This window comes from Paenibacillus mucilaginosus 3016 (assembly GCF_000250655.1).
GTDB classification, from domain to species: Bacteria; Bacillota; Bacilli; order Paenibacillales; family NBRC-103111; genus Paenibacillus_G; species Paenibacillus_G mucilaginosus.
Map to the genome: position 1 here is coordinate 1,065,251 of NC_016935.1, position 19,255 is coordinate 1,084,505.

Consider the following 19,255-nt stretch of genomic DNA (forward strand, 5'->3'; position numbering starts at 1 on the left):
GAAATTCGCATTTAAACGTTTCATTTTTATTTCTCAGTGTAATACAGCCTGCTGTCTTGTCAATGTTTTTTTGCCGCGGTCTGCGGTGAAGGGCGCGCGCATGGTACAATAAGGGTTCAACATCCAGAAGGAGGCGACTGCTTATGTACGATCCCTGGTCTATCGATTATCTTCATATCGCCCTGCGGCTAATTTTGTCGGTCATTCTTGGCGGGATCATCGGTTTCGAGAGGGAACAGAGCAGTCATGCGGCAGGGCTTCGGACCCACATTCTCGTCTGCCTCGGCTCTACGCTCGTCATGCTTCTTTCCATGTACGGCTTCTCCGATTTCGCCAAGCTGGATAATGTCCGGCTTGATCCGGCCCGTTTGGCTGCACAGGTCATCAGCGGCATCGGCTTCCTGGGGGCGGGCACCATCCTGTATACGGGGAAGACGATTACCGGACTGACGACCGCGGCCTCGCTCTGGGTAGTGGCGGCGATCGGACTTGCGAACGGCGCGGGGTTCTATTTTGCAGCGGCTCTGGCGTGCCTTCTTTCATTGATCAGCCTGTTTGTGCTCAATCAGGTGGAGAAGAAGTATTTCCGTGCGAAGAAGCTCCGCCACTTCAAGCTGGTGGCTTTGGACCGACCCAGCCTCATCGGTCAGATTTCCGGGGTGCTAGGCAAGGAGGGGAACACCATCCAGAAGCTTTCCGTGGAGGAAGTCTCGACTGAGGAAGAGGAGCAGCTCCTGATCCATTTCACCGTCCGGCTCAGCAAGGATGCGAAGATCGCCGATACGGTCGAGGATCTGAAGCATTTATCCGGTGTCAGATCGGTGTCCTGCGATTGATGTGAGGATCCCTTGCCTGAGGAACGCAAATATTTTTTGCGCAGGTGAAGGGGTCCTTTGCTTTGCGGCGTCTAATAGGGTGTATAACGAAAAGCAGGGCGGTGAATCGATGGAAGACATGACGGATGAACAGCTGGTCGACCTGGTCCGTCAGCACGATGAAGATGCGTATCGGATACTCATGGAGCGTCATAAGGATTACATCTATACGCTGATCTATCGTATGGTCGAACATCGGGAAACCGCCGAGGATTTGACGCAGGAAGTGTTTATCAAGCTGTATCGGAATCTGGACCGGTTCCGCGGCGACTCGCAGCTGAAGACCTGGCTTTACCGGCTGACGGTCAATCTCGTGACTGACTACCGGCGATCCAGGCAGCGCCGGCCCGTTGAAGCGATTCTGGATAAAGTGAAGGGCTGGTTCGGAGACCGGAGGGAAGAGCCGGAGGCCCGTCTTCTCCAGTCGGAGGACCGGGAGACCGTTCAGAGCCTGCTGGCCGGACTGCCCGACAAGTATAAACTGATTCTGTATTTGTATCATTACAAGCAGCTGTCCTATCAGGAAATCTCGGAAGTGACAGGCCTGGGTCTCAAGACGGTGGAGACCCGGCTGTACCGCGGCAAATCGCTGCTCAAGGAAAAATGGCTGGAGGTGCGGGGTCATGAACATCATGCATCCAAACGAACAAGATCTGCAACGTTACCTGAATAATCATATGACCGAGCTGGAGAACCGGCGCGTCCGGCGCCACCTGGCGAGCTGCCCTCCATGCCGAAGGAAGCTCTCCGCCCTGCTTGCCGTCGAACTCGAGCTCGCAGACCTGGAGCTGCTTGAGGCACCGGCCGGCCTGAGCGACCGTGTGATGGCCGCTCTCCGGGAGGAAGGGCTTGGCAATGCGGAAGCCGAAGCTTCCCGCGGCAGCGGCCCACCGGGAAACGCCCCGACCGCTAAACCGGCTAAGCCGTACTGGAGGAGAGAACTTGTGCACGGGGCCATCGCAATGGCCGCAACGCTGATGTTCGTGTCCTCGGGTCTTGTCGGCCGCCTGGCTGCACTGGACTCCGACCGGCTGGAGGCGGGAGTCCGGCAGGGCACCATGGTTTGGCTTCAGACCGTCCAAACGTTTTCGCAGCAATTGCTGTCTTAAGGAGGCGCTCCCCAATGTTTGAACAACCTGACCACCCGCAGCGGCGTGAGGAAGACGAAGAAGATGTATTTTTGAGAGAGCGGATGGAGCGGTGGAACGGAAGCGGGTCAAGGCGCGAGCCCTTCGATCCCTTATTCGCCCCCCGTCCCTACAAACGCAAGTGGATCGCAGGACTCCTCTCGTTTCTGATCCCGGGAACCGGGCAGCTGTATCTCGGGCTGATGCAGCGCGGGATGGGCATGATGCTGCTCTTTATCATGAACATTTTCGCGATCGTATTCTTTGCCGTGAACGCGGAGACGAATATCCCGCTGATCGTGCTGTTCTCGCTGCTTGTGCCGGTCATCTATTTTTACAATATTTTCGACGCCCTGCAGCAGACCGACCGGGTTAACGGATATGACGGTCCGGGTCCGCTTGGCCGTACAGCTTCTGCGGATCCACTGGCTCCGCCGGAAGCGAGGCGTTCCCATGCCGGCGGCCGTGGCTTCGGGTACCTGCTGATCGGCGCCGGGGCGCTCCTGTTCCTGACTGCAGGCAAGCCGGAGTGGCTGAACCGCCTTATGGAGCTGCTCGGCACTTCTGCGGGGGCGCTCGTTCTGATCGGCGCCGGCCTTTATATGCTCATCAAAGAAACCATGAAAAAGTAAGGGGAGAACCTTATGCACAAGGCCGGCCGTTATACGGCAGCGCTGCTGCTCATTGGCGTAGGAACGGCTGTTATTGCCGACAAAACGACGGGAACCTCGTGGACCCCGCAGCTGGCCGAGTGGTGGCCTGTCCTGTTCATCACCCTGGGGCTCGAATATATCCTGTACAACCGGAAGGGAGCGGAGCAGCCGATCCGTCTGGATGTGGGAGGATTGATCTTCTCTGTCCTTCTTTCCGCTGTCGTTATTGCGGGTACGCAGTCTCCGGAGCTCTTCCGGAATTGGACCGGTTTCCGGCTGGCCGAATCGTTCGGGCAGGGTACGGGAACGAATAAGATGGATAAAGAGACGGTTCGCATTCCGCTGCAGGCGGAGCTGGAGACTCTTCGGATCGAAAACCGGCTGGGGAGCGTCAAGCTCGAGCAGGGCAGTGCGGGCAGCCAAGTGGAAGCGACCCTTTCGGTTCATCTGAAGGAGAGCGATGAAGAAGCCCGGCAGATCGCCGAGGCGTCCCGTCTCGAGTATCACGCCGCGGACAAAGTGCTCGTCCTCAAGACCATCGGAGAGGAGGAGGGCGGTCTGGTGTGGCTTCAGAACAAGCCGCGGCTCGACCTGACCGTGACGGTACCGGCGGATCACCCTCTGAATGTCGAGCTGGCCCTTGAGAACGGCAGCATCGAAGCCGAAGAACTGCCGCTCCGGCAGTGGATGCGGGGGGAGACGACCAACGGTTCGGTTACACTCACATCCTTGAAGGGGGATCTTCAGCTGAAGACGTCGAACGGCAGGATGGAGGCCGGGAATACCCAGGGGAACCTGAATCTTCAGAGCACCAATGGACGGATTGACGTGAAGGGGCACAGCGGGAATGCGGTTCTGCGTACAACCAACGGCAAGCTCAGCGCCGAATCGATAACGGGGAGTCTGGAAGCGGCAACGACGAACGGGACCATTACGGTGGAGGGGGTAACCCAGGGATTCATGGCCCGTACGACAAATGGTACGGTCGAGGCCTCTTCACCAGAAGTAGGAGGGAACTGGGAGGTCCGTACCAGCAACGGAAAAGTGGAACTGGAATTCCCGGCGCAGGGGGACTACCGGGTGGAGAGCGAGGGACGGCATAGCAGGGTCGAAAGCGAGCTTCCGTTAACGGTACAGGAGGATATGGTTCAAGGCAGCATTGGAACAGGCAAGCACACGGTTCGGATCGAAACCGATGGCTCGGTCACCCTGAAAGAGGCTCATTGACAATTTCATGGCAGTCCGGGTAGAATTAAAAGATATACCTTCTTGAAATATGGCGGTGAACACCATGAACACCATGAACCATCGATTGGAAGAAGCGCTGAATACCCTTAAGAATATGGGCGTCCGTATGACTCCGCAGAGACACGCCATTTTGTCCTTCCTGCTCAGTACGATGGGGCATCCGACGGCGGATGAGATCTATAAGGCTCTGTCACCCCGTTTTCCCAGCATGAGTGTGGCTACGGTTTATAATAATCTCAAAGTTTTTATAGAAGCCAAGCTTGTCCGTGAGATGACGTACGGAGATCAGTCCAGCCGTTTTGATGCGGACCTCTCGGACCATTATCACTGTCTGTGCGAGCAGTGCGGCAAATTGGTTGATTTTGCTTATGAGCCGCTGCATGAGCTGGAACAGGTTGCCGGAGAGAAGACGGGATTTCACGTGAAGAGTCACCGGGTCGAGCTGTACGGCGTTTGTGCGGATTGTGCGCAGGCGGGCAGTGCGAACGTGTGATGAAGATTGACTTATGATTTTTAGGGACGTATTCGGTTATTCCGCCAGAGGGCGGGGCGGATGCGTCCTTTTCTTTTGCAGCATCGTCTATATCTATATGAACGCAGATTAGAGAGGTGACCCCGGGAGTGGGAATGTTCGGAGGATCAAGAACTGGACGCAGCAGGGCTCCGTGGAAGCTTGCGTTTCTGGCGCTGCTCTGCGGCGCGCTGCTTGGAACGTATGTATGGATTCGGTATGTCCCGAATTTCCTTCACGAGAAGCCGGATTTTCAAGGAATCGAGAAACCCGTATTCCATCAGGGACAGCAGCTTGAGCTGGGAGCCATGGGGAAGCAGGAAAGCCTGAAGCTTGCACTCGACACGGTAAAAGAAACGATTGATGAAGCACTCCTATACGAGTCATCCAGCGATTCCGCCATTATTACAACGAAGGACAAAGTAGTCCGTTTGCGCACAAGCGAGCTTACGGCCAAGATTAATGAGAAGCCGTTCCAGCTCCGTTTTCCCATGGTCAAGTCCGAGGAGGGGGTTCTCTATCTGCCGATGGACCCGCTCAAAGAGCTATACGGCATTGAACTTAGGGAATCGGGCCAGACCGGTGCCGTCATCTTGGTGAAGCCTGGAGACGAGATCCGGTGGCACAAAACCGTCTCCTGGCCGGATAAACCCGAGCGCACAATCTCTATGCGAAAGGAACCGTCAGTCAAGGCGGCCATCTACAGCGACCTTCCGCAGGGTGAGCGGGTCATGGTATGGGGGGAAGAAGGGGACTGGTACCGGATTCAGCTGACGAACGGCTATCTGGGTTATGTGCCCAGAGATACGCTGGTTGATGACGGGACAGAGGTGCTTCCCGAGCCCAAGGCGGCGGCCCAATTTGAACCTCAGAAACCGCTCACGGGTCCCATTCATGTGACATGGGAGCACGTGCTGACGAAGAATCCGGATACGTCCGCCATCGGACCGATGCCGGGACTGGATGTCATCTCGCCTACCTGGTTCCATCTTCAGGACGGGGAAGGGAATCTCAAGAACCTTGGGGATGCGGCTTATGCGAATTGGGCGCATGAGCGGGGGTATCATATCTGGGGGCTCTTCAGCAACGGGTTCGATCCCAAACGGACTACCGCGGCGCTGGCCACTTATGATAAGCGGATGAAGATGATCAAGCAGCTTCTCTCCTACGCCGCGCTGTACAAGCTTCAAGGGATTAATATTGACTTTGAGAATGTCAATCTGTCGGACAAGCAGAACCTGGTCCAGTTCGTCCGCGAGCTGACGCCGCTGCTGCATGAACAGGGACTTGTCGTATCGATGGATGTCACACCGCGGTCGGAAAGCCCGAATTGGTCCAAATTCTATGATCGCAAGGCACTGGCCCAAACGATCGATTACATGATGCTGATGGCCTATGACGAGCATTGGGACAGCAGTCCGGTAGCCGGGTCTGTAGCCTCGCTGCCTTGGGTGGAGAAGTCGCTTCTCGGGCTGCTTGAGGAAGATGAGGTCCCGCCTTCCAAGCTGATCCTGGGCATTCCTTTTTACACGAGGGTCTGGACGGAGACCGTCAAGAATGGCAAGACGGTAGTCGACGCGAAAGCGGTATTCATGGATATGCCGCAGCGGATCACGAAGGAGAAGAAGCTGACGCAGACCTTCTCCAAGGAGACGGGACAGAACTATATCGAGTATAAGGAAGACGGCAAGCGCAACCGGATCTGGATCGAGGACGAAACCTCCGTGAAAGCCCGTGTGGCCTTGGCTCAGAAATACAAGTTGGCGGGAGTCGCTTCCTGGCGCAGAGGGTACGAGAATCCGAATGCCTGGGAGTGGATCCGCAGCACGCTCAAGCCTTAATCGGTGCTGCAGCAAAAGAAAGGGCTGTCCCAAGCAGATAGATCTGCTAGCGGGACAGCCCTTGTTTGTGTATTTACAGCGTTCCGCTGCCGCTCTCGGCAGGGGCGTGCTTCGGATCAAGCGACAGGATCGTTTTGCAGTACATGCAGCGGTCCGTTTTGCCGAGAATCTTGGTCGGTTTGCCGCATTCGGGGCATTCCACCACCGTGGCACTTGTGGACATCATGCCAGCCGCAAAATATATCCCCATGGATACCAGCATGGCGATGGCGCCGATCACCATACTGACCGCGGCGATCCACCGGCCTGCAATGCCCCATTCGAATACGATGCCGGCGAGGCCTACGATCATCAGAGCCATGCCCCCCATGGTCAGCAGCAGCCCCCAGAGCCGGAATTCGTTCACTTTACTGGATTTTAATCTCATGCCCATTCACTACTTTCATGCGAGATATAGAAGATTGTGAGGTTTGTCATCGGACGATGGCAGGAAACCGCGTGTCAATGTAGAACTAAACAATATCGAACTATGTGTCCTATTGTCAGGAGGCTTTCTCGTTCATGGAATCCATAAAAAAAGATTGGGTGCAGCGGTTCCGGCAGGACCAGACGGTAATCAGCGTTTCAGCGGTGGACAACCCTTCTTCGTTTTCGGCCGTAACCGACGGATTTGATATCTTGCTGTTGATCGTCTGCCGCGACAATGAGCGCAGTCATCAACAGATTCATTATATAAGAGACGACCGGCGTATACAAGAACGTTGGGTCAGTCCGGATACGCTTACCGATTTGATTCTTCATGGAGAACACCGGAACATTATCTATTGGATTCTAAAAGGGGAGATTCTATTGGACCGGGAGATGTACCTGGAGAGTTTGCGGCACAAAGTCCTTGAATTCCCCGTCGATCTCAGGGAGCATAAGCTGCTGATCGAATTCTCCAAGTTCTTGAGAAGCTATCTGCAGAGCAAGGAATATATACTCGAAGACCACCTGCTCGATGCCTATAATAATATTCTGGAAGCCCTGCATCACTGGGCCCATATTGTCATTATTGAATCCGGCAGTCATCCGGAAGTCACCGTGTGGCGTCAGGTGAAGAACATCAATCCTGGCGTATACAAACTGTACGAAGAACTGACGCTCAGCAAAGAAACGCTGAAACAGCGGGTGCAGCTGGTTCTGCTTGCCTGCGAATTCTCGATCATGTCGAAGATGGAGCGGTGCTGCAAGCTTCTTCTTGAAGTTTTGGCCAGCCGCGAGGAGGCTTGGAGTCTGCAGGAGCTGCAGCAGCAGCCCAAATTGGCGGATATCCGCACCGAGCTTCCGCTGCTCATGAACAAGCTGGTGAAGAAATCACTGGCCAAAGAAGTCGCTTATACGATGGATGAAGACCTTACACTGCTGGAACTCCGATATAAGGATGTTAAAAGCGCAAACGTGTGATATAATGGCAGTAACAACCAAATAGCCACTAGGGGAGCCTCTGACATGCGGGGCTGAGAAAAAGAAGCGGATTCTTTGACCCTTGGAACCTGATACGGCAGCCCGAAGAAGTAAGGGCGTCACTGGATTATGCCAGCGTAGGGAAGTGGTCGAATGCTAGCAATCTCTATGGCCGCATAACGCCATGTTGACATTCGGTCAGCCCTGCTCCGGGCTGGCCTTTTTTTGTTGTCCGGCTATGGCTGAAGGGGGTGAAGCAGTGAATCTGATCGTAAACGGGGAGTCGAGAGAAGTGGAGGGCGCAGCGACGGTTGCGGAGCTGCTGTCCGTGTTTAAGCTGCAGAACAAGATTCTTGTGGTTGAATTGAACCGCGAGATTGTGGACCGCAGCCGATACGAAGATGCCAGGCTGAACGACGGCGACCGAATTGAGATCGTCCATTTTGTCGGCGGGGGCTGACAGACTGACCAGTACAGGGGGAAATGACCATGAGCGAAACGTTAAAAATCGGACCTTATGAATTTCAATCGAGGCTTCTGCTCGGCACGGGAAAATTCAATGATCTCGGTGTTCAAAACAGAGCGGTGCAGGCTTCTGGGGCGGAAGTCCTAACCTTTGCCATTCGCCGTCTGCCGATCGATAATCCGGAAGCACCGAACTTCCTGGAAACGCTGGATCTAAAGAAGTTCACTTTGCTGCCGAATACGGCAGGGGCTTATTCGGTGGAAGAGGCGGTCCGCATCGCGCGGCTTGCCAAGGCTACCGGATTATGCGACATGATTAAGGTGGAAGTGATCGGTGATCCGCGTACACTGCTTCCAGACCCTGTCGGAACCTTGGAGGCAACCAAGATTCTTGTGGAAGAAGGGTTCATCGTTCTTCCGTATACTTCTGATGACCCGATTCTGGCACGCAAACTTCAGGAGGCGGGAGCGGCCGCTGTGATGCCCGGGGCTTCCCCGATCGGTTCCGGACAAGGCATCATTAATCCGAACTATCTGCGCTTTATCATTGAGGAGGCGAAGGTCCCTGTCATCGTCGATGCGGGTATCGGCGGTCCGGCGGACGCGGCGCTTGCCATGGAGCTCGGGGCGGATGGGGTTTTGCTTAACACGGCCGTTGCGGGGGCGGAGGATCCGGTATTGATGGCGGAGGCCTTCAAGCTGGCCGTTGAAGCGGGACGCAAAGGATTTCTTGCGGGCCGGATTCCGAAGAAGCGCTATGCTTCCGCCAGCAGTCCTGAGATCGGAATGATTGAGTAGAACAAGGGAATCCTAACTATAGGCCGTGGGTGGACTTCCATACACGGCTTTTCTTTTTTGTTTACAAAAGCTTGACATCTAAAAAGGGGATATGATAAATTAACTCTCGCCGCTTCAAACCGCTTGTCCGAAACTCTTCGACAAGCCGCAGGCCGAAAATAAATTTTTAAAAAAAGCTTGCAATTGAATAGGCAGATGTGATACATTATAAAAGTCGCCGCTAAACGAGGTGACAACAAACGACAAAACTTCAAATGTTTGTAAATGAGGATTGTTGTCGGAATTGCCCTTTGAAAACTGAACAACGAGTGAGTGTTAAATATAGAGACTCAGCGATGAGTTTCTGCCAAGCTTCAAAATGAGTCATCAGCTTTCCTTTAATGGAGAGTTTGATCCTGGCTCAGGACGAACGCTGGCGGCGTGCCTAATACATGCAAGTCGAGCGGAGCACTTCGGTGCTTAGCGGCGGACGGGTGAGTAACACGTAGGCAACCTGCCTGTAAGATCGGGATAACTACCGGAAACGGTAGCTAAGACCGGATAGCTGGTTTCGGTGCATGCCGGAATCATGAAACACGGGGCAACCTGTGGCTTACGGATGGGCCTGCGGCGCATTAGCTAGTTGGCGGGGTAACGGCCCACCAAGGCGACGATGCGTAGCCGACCTGAGAGGGTGATCGGCCACACTGGGACTGAGACACGGCCCAGACTCCTACGGGAGGCAGCAGTAGGGAATCTTCCGCAATGGGCGCAAGCCTGACGGAGCAACGCCGCGTGAGTGATGAAGGTTTTCGGATCGTAAAGCTCTGTTGCCAGGGAAGAATGTCGTGGAGAGTAACTGCTCTGCGAATGACGGTACCTGAGAAGAAAGCCCCGGCTAACTACGTGCCAGCAGCCGCGGTAATACGTAGGGGGCAAGCGTTGTCCGGAATTATTGGGCGTAAAGCGCGCGCAGGCGGTCTTTTAAGTCTGGTGTTTAAGCCCGGGGCTCAACCCCGGTTCGCACCGGAAACTGGAAGACTTGAGTGCAGGAGAGGAAAGCGGAATTCCACGTGTAGCGGTGAAATGCGTAGAGATGTGGAGGAACACCAGTGGCGAAGGCGGCTTTCTGGACTGTAACTGACGCTGAGGCGCGAAAGCGTGGGGAGCAAACAGGATTAGATACCCTGGTAGTCCACGCCGTAAACGATGAGTGCTAGGTGTTAGGGGTTTCGATACCCTTGGTGCCGAAGTAAACACAATAAGCACTCCGCCTGGGGAGTACGCTCGCAAGAGTGAAACTCAAAGGAATTGACGGGGACCCGCACAAGCAGTGGAGTATGTGGTTTAATTCGAAGCAACGCGAAGAACCTTACCAGGTCTTGACATCCCTCTGAAAGCCCTAGAGATAGGGTCCTCCTTCGGGACAGAGGTGACAGGTGGTGCATGGTTGTCGTCAGCTCGTGTCGTGAGATGTTGGGTTAAGTCCCGCAACGAGCGCAACCCTTGACTTTAGTTGCCAGCATTGAGTTGGGCACTCTAGAGTGACTGCCGGTGACAAACCGGAGGAAGGTGGGGATGACGTCAAATCATCATGCCCCTTATGACCTGGGCTACACACGTACTACAATGGCCGGTACAACGGGAAGCGAAGTCGCGAGATGGAGCGAATCCTTAGAAGCCGGTCTCAGTTCGGATTGCAGGCTGCAACTCGCCTGCATGAAGTCGGAATTGCTAGTAATCGCGGATCAGCATGCCGCGGTGAATACGTTCCCGGGTCTTGTACACACCGCCCGTCACACCACGAGAGTTTACAACACCCGAAGCCGGTGGGGTAACCCGCAAGGGAGCCAGCCGTCGAAGGTGGGGTAGATGATTGGGGTGAAGTCGTAACAAGGTAGCCGTATCGGAAGGTGCGGCTGGATCACCTCCTTTCTATGGAGTCCATGTCACCTGCAGGGTGGCGGACAAATCTTATAGCAGCCCTTGAGCTGCGGACACTCACTCGTGTTCAGTTTTGAAAAGGTGCAATGCCTTTCAAACTTGGCTAGGCTGTCAAAAGCTGATACTTGTATCGGCCGCGGCGCCATGCTAAGATAACGTTCCTGCCAGTGAAACGGCGGTGAACATGGTTTGTTCCTTGAAAACTGGATAGCGAAACAAAGCAAATAAAGCTGAAACATCCAATGTTTCGAATAGCTGATTAGGTTAAGCTATTAAGAGCACACGGAGGATGCCTAGGCACCAGGAGCCGAAGAAGGACGTGGCGAACAACGATAATGCCTCGGGGAGCCGTAAGCAGGCTTTGATCCGGGGATGTCCGAATGGGGAAACCCACATGTGGTAATTCGCATGTACCATGCAGTGAATACATAGCTGCATTGGAGGCATACGAGGGGAACTGAAACATCTAAGTACCCTCAGGAAAAGAAAACAATAGTGATTCCGTCAGTAGCGGCGAGCGAAAGCGGAACAGCCCAAACCAAGGAGCTTGCTCCTTGGGGTTGTAGGACGTCAATGTGGGTTAAGCAGAGTAGGCGAACAGGTCTGGAAAGGCCGGCCAGAGTGGGTAAAAGCCCCGTAACTGAAATTCTGCGAACACCCTAGACGGATCCTGAGTACCGCGAGACACGTGAAACCTCGTGGGAAACCGGCAGGACCATCTGCCAAGGCTAAATACTCCCTGGTGACCGATAGTGAAGCAGTACCGTGAGGGAAAGGTGAAAAGAACCGCGGGAGCGGAGTGAAAAAGAACCTGAAACCGTGTGCTTACAAGAAGTCAGAGCCCGTTAATGGGTGATGGCGTGCCTTTTGTAGAATGAACCGGCGAGTTACGTTCCCGTGCGAGGTTAAGGTGAGAAGCCGCAGCCGCAGCGAAAGCGAGTCTGAATAGGGCGACATAGTACGTGGACGTAGACCCGAAACCGTGTGATCTACCCCTGTCCAGGGTGAAGGTGCGGTAACACGCACTGGAGGCCCGAACCCACGAATGTTGAAAAATTCGGGGATGAGGTGGGGGTAGCGGAGAAATTCCAATCGAACTCGGAGATAGCTGGTTCTCCCCGAAATAGCTTTAGGGCTAGCCTCGGGTTAGCGTTGCGGAGGTAAAGCACTGATTGGGTGCGGGGCCCGCCAAGGGTTACCAAGTCCAGTCAAACTCTGAATGCCGCAAACGTGATGCCCGGGAGTCAGACAGTGAGTGCTAAGATCCATTGTCAAGAGGGAAACAGCCCAGATCATCAGCTAAGGTCCCCAAGTGTGTGTTAAGTGGGAAAGGATGTGGAGTTGCACAGACAACCAGGATGTTGGCTTAGAAGCAGCCACCATTGAAAGAGTGCGTAATAGCTCACTGGTCGAGTGACTCTGCGCCGAAAATGTAACGGGGCTAAACACACCACCGAAGCTATGAGTCCAAGGTGCAAACTTGTTTGCACCCGGGCAGTAGGGGAGCGTTGTATGCGGGTTGAAGGTTGATCGTGAGGACAGCTGGACTGCATACAAGTGAGAATGCCGGTATGAGTAACGAAAAGATCAGTGAGAATCTGATCCGCCGAAAGCCTAAGGGTTCCTGAGGAAGGCTCGTCCGCTCAGGGTAAGTCGGGACCTAAGGCGAGGCCGAAAGGCGTAGTCGAAGGACAACAGGTTGAAATTCCTGTACCACCGTGAACCGTTATGAGCAATGGGGTGACGCAGAAGGATAGTGACGCGAGCTGATGGATGCTCGTCCAAGCAGTAAGGCTGATGTGTAGGCAAATCCGCACATCGTAAGGCTAAGCTGTGATGGGGAGGGAAATTTAAGTACCGAAGGTCATGAGTTCAGGCTGCCAAGAAAAGCCTCTAGCCAGGGAGAAGGTGCCCGTACCGCAAACCGACACAGGTAGGCGAGCAGAGCATGCTAAGGCGCGCGGAAGAACTCTCGTTAAGGAACTCGGCAAAATGACCCCGTAACTTCGGGAGAAGGGGTGCCTCGGTAGGGTGAATAGCCCGAGGGGGCCGCAGTGAAAAGGCCCAAGCGACTGTTTAGCAAAAACACAGGTCTGTGCGAAGCCGCAAGGCGAAGTATACGGGCTGACGCCTGCCCGGTGCTGGAAGGTTAAGGGGAGCGGTTAGGAGCAATCCGAAGCTGTGAACCGAAGCCCCAGTAAACGGCGGCCGTAACTATAACGGTCCTAAGGTAGCGAAATTCCTTGTCAGGTAAATTCTGACCCGCACGAATGGCGTAACGACTTGGGCGCTGTCTCGACGAGAGATCCGGTGAAATTTTAATACCTGTGAAGATGCAGGTTACCCGCGACAAGACGGAAAGACCCCATGGAGCTTTACTGCAGCTTGATATTGGACTTTGGTACGATCTGTACAGGATAGGTGGGAGCCTGAGAAGCCTGAGCGCCAGCTTGGGTGGAGGCGCCGTTGGGATACCACCCTGATCGTATCGGAGTTCTAACCTGGTACCGTGATCCGGTACGGGGACAGTGTCAGGTGGGCAGTTTGACTGGGGCGGTCGCCTCCTAAAGCGTAACGGAGGCGCCCCAAGGTTCCCTCAGAATGGTTGGAAATCATTCGAAGAGTGCAAAGGCATAAGGGAGCTTGACTGCGAGACAAACAGGTCGAGCAGGGACGAAAGTCGGGCTTAGTGATCCGGTGGTACCGAATGGAAGGGCCATCGCTCAACGGATAAAAGCTACCCTGGGGATAACAGGCTTATCTCCCCCAAGAGTCCACATCGACGGGGAGGTTTGGCACCTCGATGTCGGCTCATCGCATCCTGGGGCTGAAGTAGGTCCCAAGGGTTGGGCTGTTCGCCCATTAAAGCGGTACGCGAGCTGGGTTCAGAACGTCGTGAGACAGTTCGGTCCCTATCTGTCGCGGGCGCAGGAAATTTGAGAGGAGCTGTCCTTAGTACGAGAGGACCGGGATGGACGTACCGCTGGTGTACCAGTTGTTCCGCCAGGAGCACGGCTGGATAGCCAAGTACGGACGGGATAAGCGCTGAAAGCATCTAAGCGTGAAGCCCCCCTCAAGATGAGATTTCCCAGTATGTAAGACCCCTTGTAGACGACGAGGTTGATAGGTTCGGGGTGGAAGCGCGGCAACGCGTGGAGCTGACGAATACTAATCGGTCGAGGGCTTATCCACAAGCTTCCTGAGGGAAGCGGCGGCAGTAATATAGATGTTTGATCTTTAGCTAGTAAGCGAGGAGATATCTTTTTGAAAGCGACCTTTATGCGAAGCATAACGGAGCGCAAAAAGATATGCCCGAGCGCTGTTTCGTTTCCAGTTTTCAAGGTGCAAGCCTTGAACAACCGTTTGGTGATGATGGCGGAAGGGAACCACGCGTACCCATCCCGAACACGAACGTTAAGCCTTCCAGCGTCGATGGTACTTGGACCGCAGGGTCCTGGGAGAGTAGAACGTCGCCAAGCTCTCAGTATTCCCTGATAGCTCAGTTGGTAGAGCACTCGACTGTTAATCGAGTTGTCACAGGTTCGAGTCCTGTTCGGGGAGCCATATCTTGGAGAGGTGTCCGAGCTGGCCGAAGGAGCACGATTGGAAATCGTGTAGGCGTCACAAGCGTCTCGAGGGTTCGAATCCCTCTCTCTCCGTAGATTTATTTTTAGATTAATGCACTTATTACTGGTTTGGCCCGTTGGTCAAGGGGTTAAGACACCTCCCTTTCACGGAGGTAACAGGGGTTCGAATCCCCTACGGGTCATTTTATCCCATGGAGGCTTAGCTCAGCTGGGAGAGCATCTGCCTTACAAGCAGAGGGTCGGCGGTTCGATCCCGTCAGCCTCCACCATAAAGACTTTTTACTGACGCGGGGTGGAGCAGCCCGGTAGCTCGTCGGGCTCATAACCCGAAGGCCGCAGGTTCAAATCCTGCCCCCGCAACCAATTTACTTAGTGTGGAGCCGTGGTGTAGAGGCCTAACATGCCTGCCTGTCACGCAGGAGACCGCGGGTTCGAATCCCGTCGGCTCCGCCATTTACTTTTCGTTCAGAGTAAGCTATAATGTTATTATGTTTTTTCAGAAGGCTCGGTAGCTCAGTTGGTAGAGCAGAGGACTGAAAATCCTCGTGTCGGCGGTTCGATTCCGTCCCGAGCCACCATTACGCCGCTGTAGCTCAATTGGTAGAGCAACTGACTTGTAATCAGTAGGTTGGGGGTTCAAGTCCTCTCGGCGGCACCATGCAATTTCATATGGAGGCTTAGCGAAGTGGCCAAACGCAGCAGACTGTAAATCTGTTCTCGTACGAGTTCGGTGGTTCGAATCCATCAGCCTCCACCAGTTTTTATAGGGGCATAGTTTAAAGGTAGAACAAAGGTCTCCAAAACCTTTGGTGTGGGTTCGATTCCTGCTGCCCCTGTTTTCTTGCCATGGCGGTCGTGGCGAAGTGGTTAACGCACCGGTTTGTGGATCCGGCATTCGAGGGTTCAATTCCCTTCGACCGCCCCATATCTTTTAAAAAAGAATTCAAGCATTGGGGATTAGCCAAGCGGTAAGGCAACGGACTTTGACTCCGTCATGCCTAGGTTCGAATCCTAGATCCCCAGTTTTATTATGCGGAAGTGGCTCAGCGGTAGAGCATCGCCTTGCCAAGGCGAGGGTCGCGGGTTCGATTCCCGTCTTCCGCTCCATTTTAGTACTGAGGCGCCATAGCCAAGTGGTAAGGCAGAGCTCTGCAAAAGCTTTACCCCCAGTTCGAGTCTGGGTGGCGCCTCCATTTTTTGTTCGCCGGAGTGGCGGAATCGGCAGACGCACAGGACTTAAAATCCTGCGGTGGGTGACCACCGTACCAGTTCAAGTCTGGTCTTCGGCACCACTCCAATTGTTTTATAGCATGTGCCCTTAGCTCAGCTGGATAGAGCGTTTGACTACGAATCAAAAGGTCAGGAGTTCGAATCTCTTAGGGCACGCCACTAGCCGGTATGGCGGAATTGGCAGACGCGCGCGACTCAAAATCGTGAGGGAAACCGTGTGGGTTCGAGTCCCTCTACCGGCATCAAAGCAAAAGCTTAGAAGACTTCAGGTCTTCTAAGCTTTTTTGTTTATTTTGCGGATATACAAAGACCTTCCCTTTCTAGTATCTTTGAGGTACAGATAGTGTGCGCAATTGGATATGATTGGTGACCGATAGGGAGGAGAAGTCGGCATGACGAAGATCGAAGATGGAGCGGTGGTCCTTTTTCAAGGGGACAGCATTACGGACTGTGGAAGGAACAGACAGAACGGACATGACCTCGGCGTAGGATACGCCTTAATGGCGGCCGCTCGCTTTGGGCACTTGTATCCGCAAAAGGAAGTTCGATTCCTGAACAGGGGAATCGGAGGAAACCGGGTGGTTAATCTGCTGGACCGGTGGCAGGAGGATTGTATTGATCTCAAGCCTACATGGGTTTCCATCTACATAGGGATTAATGATACCTGGCGGCGGTATGACCGGGACGATCCAACGTCAACGGAAGAGTTCGCTGAGCGTTACCACCGTTTGATCCTGCAGACCAAGGAGCAGCTGAACGCTAAGATTATTTTGGTGGAGCCCTTCGTTCTTCCGGTGCCTGAAGACCGGAGGAGTTGGAGAGAGGACCTTGACCCTAAGATCCAGGTGGTACGGCGGTTGGCCAGCGAGTTTCAAACGCTGTACGTTCCCTTGGACGGCCTGTTTGCTGCCGCGAGTGCACAGACAGCTCCGGATTATTGGGCACCGGATGGAGTTCATCCTTCCCCTGCCGGGCATGCGCTTATTGCAGATGCATGGTTGAAGGCCGTCCAGGCGTAGAACGAGCTGAAGCTAGGTTCGGGCTGCAATGTGAGCAAGCGGAAAGAACTCCTTTGTTTAAGGGAGTTCTTTTTTTATATAGGCGCTACTTCAGCTGCTTGGAGACCTGCAGAAGTTCCGGAAGGGTCACAAGCTGATAGCCTTGGGCGCGAAGGGAGGCAATGACACCGGGCAGGGCAGCAACGGTTCCGCTGAGATCTTGTCCGGGTCCGCCGCCGGAGTGCTGCAGGATGATCGAACCGGCTTCCACTCCACGAAGTATGTTGGCCGTCACCTGCTCCTTCCCCAGCTGTTTCCAATCCAGAGAATCCACATTCCAGTTCACGATCTTCAGGCCGCGCTCGCCTGCCCACAGCAGCTGGCTCTCCGTAATCTCACCGTAGGGAGGGCGAAGCAGCCTCGGTTTGTAGCCTACCAGTTTCAGCAGCGTCTGCTCCGTATCTTCAATCTGAGAATGGAAACGTTCATCAGTCAGCTTGGGAAAGAGAGCATGCTGATACGAATGGCTGCCGATAACATGACCCTCTCTTGCCATACGTCTGACCACATCAGGATATTTGGAAGCCTGAGAGCCCAGCACGAAAAAGGTAGCCTTAACCCCAGAGGCGGCAAGGGTGTCCAGGACCTGCTCCGTGTAGCGGTCATCAGGAGCATCGTCGAAGGTGAGTGCAGCCTTTTTGGAGGAGGTCGGTCCTCTGCGCACAAGCAGGTTCGGGTACTTGCGGGTGAGCTGGGACAACGTTAGCTGCTGACGAACGGATACCGTTTCTTTGGCCGGCTTTGTTGGGGCGGTGGGTTGACTCTTGGGCTTCGCCTTGGTACGCGGGATGGGTGCCGCAGGAGGAATGACCGGTGCAGGTGCAGATAACGACTGAGGTACGGGTGTAGGCAGAGTTGGAGTTATAGTTGGCGAGGGATTCAATGCAGCCGGAGGAAGGATGACGGTAGGGGCATTTCCGGCATTCGCGCTCTTGGGCATGAATTCCTCATCTCTTGGAGGCTCCGCTGCAGGGGACTCCGTAAGGGGAGCGGCTGATTTAGGAGCGGCTGGGGCGCAGGAGCTGAGAAGCAGCGATCCGCCTAACAGGAATGCAGCGGTTATGGCCGGCAGCGTCCGGTTCATGATGTTCCCTCCTCCCTTTGACTGCAGTAATATTCCTCTGCCTTAGTTTGGTTTGGACCAGGGGGGATTATGCTGAACCGGATGACCTTGCAAGCTGCCATGTCCCAAAGGGGTTGCCTAGGGGGAGGTGAGTCCCTCCCAGATCATTTTGATGGCGACGAGGATGAACGTTATCCGTAGCACCCACATCAGCTTACGTGAGCTGAGACGGCTTGCGATGAGCGCACCCAGCCAGCCGCCCACAATGGCGGTCGGGGCCAGACCGGCAACCATCCACAGATTGACCTCGCCGAGTCCCAGATGAGTTAAACTGCCGAGGATCGAGGAAAGCAGGATGACAAACATGGATGTCGCTGTGGCCACATGGGGCGGATAACGGAAGAGCAGCACCATAGCCGGTACGAACAGTGATCCGCCGCCGATGCCGAACAGCCCCGAAATGAACCCGACGGCAAGTCCGATACAGAGGGCAGGCAGGACACTGTAGCCGTACTGGAAGGTTTGGCCTTGTCCGTCCGTATAGGTACGTTTAATAGACCATTGGATATTGATTGGCTTCATGGCATCTCTCAGAATCAGCAGAATGGCCATGAGAAGCATGAAGATGCCGAAGCTGAGCTGGAAGGATGAGGCGTCTACGAACTGCGTGACATAGGAGCCGAGCATCGCCCCCGGGCCGCAGGTCAGAAAGTAGAGCCAGCCGCTTTTGAAATCGACTCGCTTCTGTTTAACAAAGGTCAGCGTAGAAGAGAGAGCGGTGAAGATGAGTACGGCCAGGGACGTCCCTACAGCCGTGGCCACGGAAATGGATTCACCGACAAAATAAGGCCCCAGGTACACCAGGGCCGGGACAATAATAATACCGCCGCCAAGCCCCACCAAGCTGCCGAACGTGGCAGAGAGAAGACCGACTGCGGTATAAAATAAAATGCTCATGGGGGCCGCCTGCTTTCCTTTTTTGGAGTCAAATCTGTGCAAGGCTATTGTACTGCAGGAAGGCAGGAGCAGCAAACCGCAAGGTGGGTAATTGCAGCTGCCGGCAATCATGAGGCGGTGCAGCACTCGAAAGCAGTGGCGGGGGAAACGGCCAGGTTTGGATAGATCATTTGCAGAGGGGGACCGGGATTAAACGTGAGAGCAGCAGCCTGGGGCGGCACTGATAAAGGCAGTGGGCTGGGGGAGAACAGGCAGCGAGGTCCGGAGCGATAAGGGACGAACGGGCAGCGAAGGTCGGGAGAGTTAAGGGGAGAACAGGCAGCGAGGGGCAGGAGAGTTAAGGGGAGAACAGGCAGCGAGGGTCAGGAGAGCTGGGGAGAGCAGGTAGCGAGGTTCGTGGAGAACGTAAGGGGCGAACAGGTAGCGAGGTTCTGGAGAGAGCTAAGGGGAGAACAGGCAGGCAAGGGGCGGGA

The 19,255-nt window shown here is 54.7% G+C and carries 14 protein-coding genes, 17 tRNA genes, 3 rRNA genes and 1 riboswitch; of the genes, 31 read left to right on the top strand and 3 right to left on the bottom strand.

What is annotated here, in order from left to right; translation table 11 throughout:
• The first annotated feature begins 143 nt into the window (after positions 1-143).
• The 7 genes from PM3016_RS04720 to PM3016_RS04750 all read left to right on the top strand — a co-directional run bounded on the left by PM3016_RS04720 (position 144) and on the right by PM3016_RS04750 (position 6,255).
• The gene (locus tag PM3016_RS04720) at positions 144-836 is read left to right on the top strand and encodes an MgtC/SapB family protein (protein WP_013914782.1); all 693 of its coding nucleotides are present in this window, start codon (positions 144-146) and stop codon (positions 834-836) included.
• Between the two features lie 109 nt (positions 837-945).
• Positions 946-1,548, top strand: a complete 603-nt coding sequence (locus PM3016_RS04725; protein ID WP_014368609.1) for an RNA polymerase sigma factor — start codon at positions 946-948, stop codon at positions 1,546-1,548.
• Entirely contained in the window at positions 1,499-1,984 is a 486-nt protein-coding gene (locus tag PM3016_RS04730; protein WP_014368610.1) for an anti-sigma factor family protein, read from the top strand. The genes PM3016_RS04725 and PM3016_RS04730 overlap by 50 nt, the downstream gene beginning before the upstream one ends.
• A 14-nt stretch (positions 1,985-1,998) precedes the next feature.
• Positions 1,999-2,634: a hypothetical protein gene (locus tag PM3016_RS04735; protein ID WP_013914784.1), complete on the top strand. Its 636-nt coding sequence runs from the start codon at positions 1,999-2,001 to the stop codon at positions 2,632-2,634.
• A gap of 12 nt (positions 2,635-2,646) precedes the next feature.
• Positions 2,647-3,882 (top strand): DUF4097 family beta strand repeat-containing protein, encoded by a 1,236-nt coding sequence (locus PM3016_RS04740; protein ID WP_014368611.1) that lies wholly within the window; start codon positions 2,647-2,649, stop codon positions 3,880-3,882.
• Positions 3,883-3,946: 64 nt separating this feature from the next.
• Complete coding sequence (locus tag PM3016_RS04745; protein ID WP_014368612.1) at positions 3,947-4,396, top strand: Fur family transcriptional regulator; 450 nt, start codon at positions 3,947-3,949, stop codon at positions 4,394-4,396.
• A gap of 134 nt (positions 4,397-4,530) precedes the next feature.
• Positions 4,531-6,255 (top strand): glycosyl hydrolase family 18 protein, encoded by a 1,725-nt coding sequence (locus tag PM3016_RS04750; RefSeq protein WP_014368613.1) that lies wholly within the window; start codon positions 4,531-4,533, stop codon positions 6,253-6,255.
• Between the two features lie 73 nt (positions 6,256-6,328).
• On the opposite strand, the gene PM3016_RS04755 is transcribed toward PM3016_RS04750, so the two are convergent.
• Positions 6,329-6,682 carry a DUF2614 family zinc ribbon-containing protein gene (locus tag PM3016_RS04755; protein ID WP_014368614.1) on the bottom strand — a complete coding sequence of 118 codons (354 nt, stop codon included), beginning with the start codon at positions 6,680-6,682 and terminating at the stop codon, positions 6,329-6,331.
• Positions 6,683-6,816: 134 nt separating this feature from the next.
• Here PM3016_RS04755 and PM3016_RS04760 point away from each other — a divergent pair, with 134 nt between their 5' ends.
• The 24 genes from PM3016_RS04760 (at position 6,817) to PM3016_RS04875 (ending at position 16,723) form a co-directional block, all read left to right on the top strand.
• Positions 6,817-7,701 (top strand): nucleotidyltransferase-like protein, encoded by an 885-nt coding sequence (locus PM3016_RS04760; RefSeq protein ID WP_013914789.1) that lies wholly within the window; start codon positions 6,817-6,819, stop codon positions 7,699-7,701.
• A 20-nt stretch (positions 7,702-7,721) separates the two neighbouring features.
• Positions 7,722-7,862: riboswitch (TPP riboswitch) on the top strand.
• Positions 7,863-7,960: 98 nt separating this feature from the next.
• Positions 7,961-8,161 carry a sulfur carrier protein ThiS gene (gene thiS, locus PM3016_RS04765; protein WP_013914790.1) on the top strand — a complete coding sequence of 67 codons (201 nt, stop codon included), beginning with the start codon at positions 7,961-7,963 and terminating at the stop codon, positions 8,159-8,161.
• 29 nt (positions 8,162-8,190) lie between these two features.
• Positions 8,191-8,964, top strand: coding sequence for a thiazole synthase (locus PM3016_RS04770; RefSeq protein WP_014368615.1), 774 nt, complete (start codon positions 8,191-8,193; stop codon positions 8,962-8,964).
• A gap of 377 nt (positions 8,965-9,341) precedes the next feature.
• Positions 9,342-10,878 (top strand): 16S ribosomal RNA (locus tag PM3016_RS04775).
• 271 nt (positions 10,879-11,149) lie between these two features.
• Positions 11,150-14,079, top strand: a 23S ribosomal RNA gene (locus PM3016_RS04780).
• A 170-nt stretch (positions 14,080-14,249) separates the two neighbouring features.
• Positions 14,250-14,366 (top strand): 5S ribosomal RNA (gene rrf, locus PM3016_RS04785).
• The 16S, 23S and 5S rRNA genes sit together here with 17 tRNA genes alongside, the layout of an rRNA operon.
• 9 nt (positions 14,367-14,375) lie before the next feature.
• A tRNA-Asn gene (locus tag PM3016_RS04790) sits at positions 14,376-14,451 on the top strand.
• 6 nt (positions 14,452-14,457) lie between these two features.
• A tRNA-Ser gene (locus PM3016_RS04795) sits at positions 14,458-14,546 on the top strand.
• 38 nt (positions 14,547-14,584) lie between these two features.
• Positions 14,585-14,656: transfer RNA gene (locus PM3016_RS04800), tRNA-Glu, on the top strand.
• A gap of 11 nt (positions 14,657-14,667) precedes the next feature.
• Positions 14,668-14,743, top strand: a tRNA-Val gene (locus PM3016_RS04805).
• 17 nt (positions 14,744-14,760) lie between these two features.
• Positions 14,761-14,837, top strand: a tRNA-Met gene (locus tag PM3016_RS04810).
• Between the two features lie 13 nt (positions 14,838-14,850).
• Positions 14,851-14,927, top strand: a tRNA-Asp gene (locus PM3016_RS04815).
• Positions 14,928-14,976: 49 nt separating this feature from the next.
• A tRNA-Phe gene (locus PM3016_RS04820) sits at positions 14,977-15,052 on the top strand.
• 4 nt (positions 15,053-15,056) lie between these two features.
• Positions 15,057-15,132: transfer RNA gene (locus PM3016_RS04825), tRNA-Thr, on the top strand.
• A 13-nt stretch (positions 15,133-15,145) separates the two neighbouring features.
• A tRNA-Tyr gene (locus PM3016_RS04830) sits at positions 15,146-15,231 on the top strand.
• An 8-nt stretch (positions 15,232-15,239) separates the two neighbouring features.
• Positions 15,240-15,310, top strand: a tRNA-Trp gene (locus tag PM3016_RS04835).
• 13 nt (positions 15,311-15,323) lie between these two features.
• Positions 15,324-15,399: transfer RNA gene (locus PM3016_RS04840), tRNA-His, on the top strand.
• Between the two features lie 26 nt (positions 15,400-15,425).
• Positions 15,426-15,497 (top strand) — tRNA-Gln (locus PM3016_RS04845).
• A gap of 9 nt (positions 15,498-15,506) precedes the next feature.
• Positions 15,507-15,581 (top strand) — tRNA-Gly (locus PM3016_RS04850).
• A 12-nt stretch (positions 15,582-15,593) separates the two neighbouring features.
• Positions 15,594-15,667: transfer RNA gene (locus tag PM3016_RS04855), tRNA-Cys, on the top strand.
• A gap of 10 nt (positions 15,668-15,677) precedes the next feature.
• A tRNA-Leu gene (locus tag PM3016_RS04860) sits at positions 15,678-15,766 on the top strand.
• Between the two features lie 20 nt (positions 15,767-15,786).
• Positions 15,787-15,863: transfer RNA gene (locus tag PM3016_RS04865), tRNA-Arg, on the top strand.
• Between the two features lie 3 nt (positions 15,864-15,866).
• Positions 15,867-15,946, top strand: a tRNA-Leu gene (locus tag PM3016_RS04870).
• A 150-nt stretch (positions 15,947-16,096) separates the two neighbouring features.
• Entirely contained in the window at positions 16,097-16,723 is a 627-nt protein-coding gene (locus PM3016_RS04875) for an SGNH/GDSL hydrolase family protein (protein ID WP_013917218.1), read from the top strand.
• Between the two features lie 85 nt (positions 16,724-16,808).
• On the opposite strand, the gene PM3016_RS04880 is transcribed toward PM3016_RS04875, so the two are convergent.
• Both PM3016_RS04880 and PM3016_RS04885 read right to left on the bottom strand, forming a co-directional pair.
• On the bottom strand, positions 16,809-17,846 hold the full coding sequence (locus tag PM3016_RS04880) for a polysaccharide deacetylase family protein (RefSeq protein WP_014368616.1): 1,038 nt from the start codon (positions 17,844-17,846) through the stop codon (positions 16,809-16,811).
• A 117-nt stretch (positions 17,847-17,963) separates the two neighbouring features.
• Entirely contained in the window at positions 17,964-18,782 is an 819-nt protein-coding gene (locus tag PM3016_RS04885; protein WP_014368617.1) for a sulfite exporter TauE/SafE family protein, read from the bottom strand.
• Between the last annotated feature and the right edge of the window lie 473 nt (positions 18,783-19,255).

Bases quoted from the DNA above. Each gene is read 5' to 3' on its own strand.
- PM3016_RS04755 (WP_014368614.1), bottom strand. From the start codon at position 6,682: ATGAGATTAAAATCCAGTAAAGTGAACGAATTCCGGCTCTGGGGGCTG.
- PM3016_RS04750 (WP_014368613.1), top strand. From the start codon at position 4,531: ATGTTCGGAGGATCAAGAACTGGACGCAGCAGGGCTCCGTGGAAGCTT.
- PM3016_RS04760 (WP_013914789.1), top strand. From the start codon at position 6,817: ATGGAATCCATAAAAAAAGATTGGGTGCAGCGGTTCCGGCAGGACCAG.
- PM3016_RS04720 (WP_013914782.1), top strand. From the start codon at position 144: ATGTACGATCCCTGGTCTATCGATTATCTTCATATCGCCCTGCGGCTA.
- PM3016_RS04770 (WP_014368615.1), top strand. From the start codon at position 8,191: ATGAGCGAAACGTTAAAAATCGGACCTTATGAATTTCAATCGAGGCTT.
- PM3016_RS04735 (WP_013914784.1), top strand. From the start codon at position 1,999: ATGTTTGAACAACCTGACCACCCGCAGCGGCGTGAGGAAGACGAAGAA.
- PM3016_RS04875 (WP_013917218.1), top strand. From the start codon at position 16,097: ATGACGAAGATCGAAGATGGAGCGGTGGTCCTTTTTCAAGGGGACAGC.
- PM3016_RS04745 (WP_014368612.1), top strand. From the start codon at position 3,947: ATGAACACCATGAACCATCGATTGGAAGAAGCGCTGAATACCCTTAAG.
- PM3016_RS04725 (WP_014368609.1), top strand. From the start codon at position 946: ATGGAAGACATGACGGATGAACAGCTGGTCGACCTGGTCCGTCAGCAC.
- PM3016_RS04885 (WP_014368617.1), bottom strand. From the start codon at position 18,782: ATGAGCATTTTATTTTATACCGCAGTCGGTCTTCTCTCTGCCACGTTC.
- PM3016_RS04880 (WP_014368616.1), bottom strand. From the start codon at position 17,846: ATGAACCGGACGCTGCCGGCCATAACCGCTGCATTCCTGTTAGGCGGA.
- PM3016_RS04740 (WP_014368611.1), top strand. From the start codon at position 2,647: ATGCACAAGGCCGGCCGTTATACGGCAGCGCTGCTGCTCATTGGCGTA.
- PM3016_RS04730 (WP_014368610.1), top strand. From the start codon at position 1,499: ATGAACATCATGCATCCAAACGAACAAGATCTGCAACGTTACCTGAAT.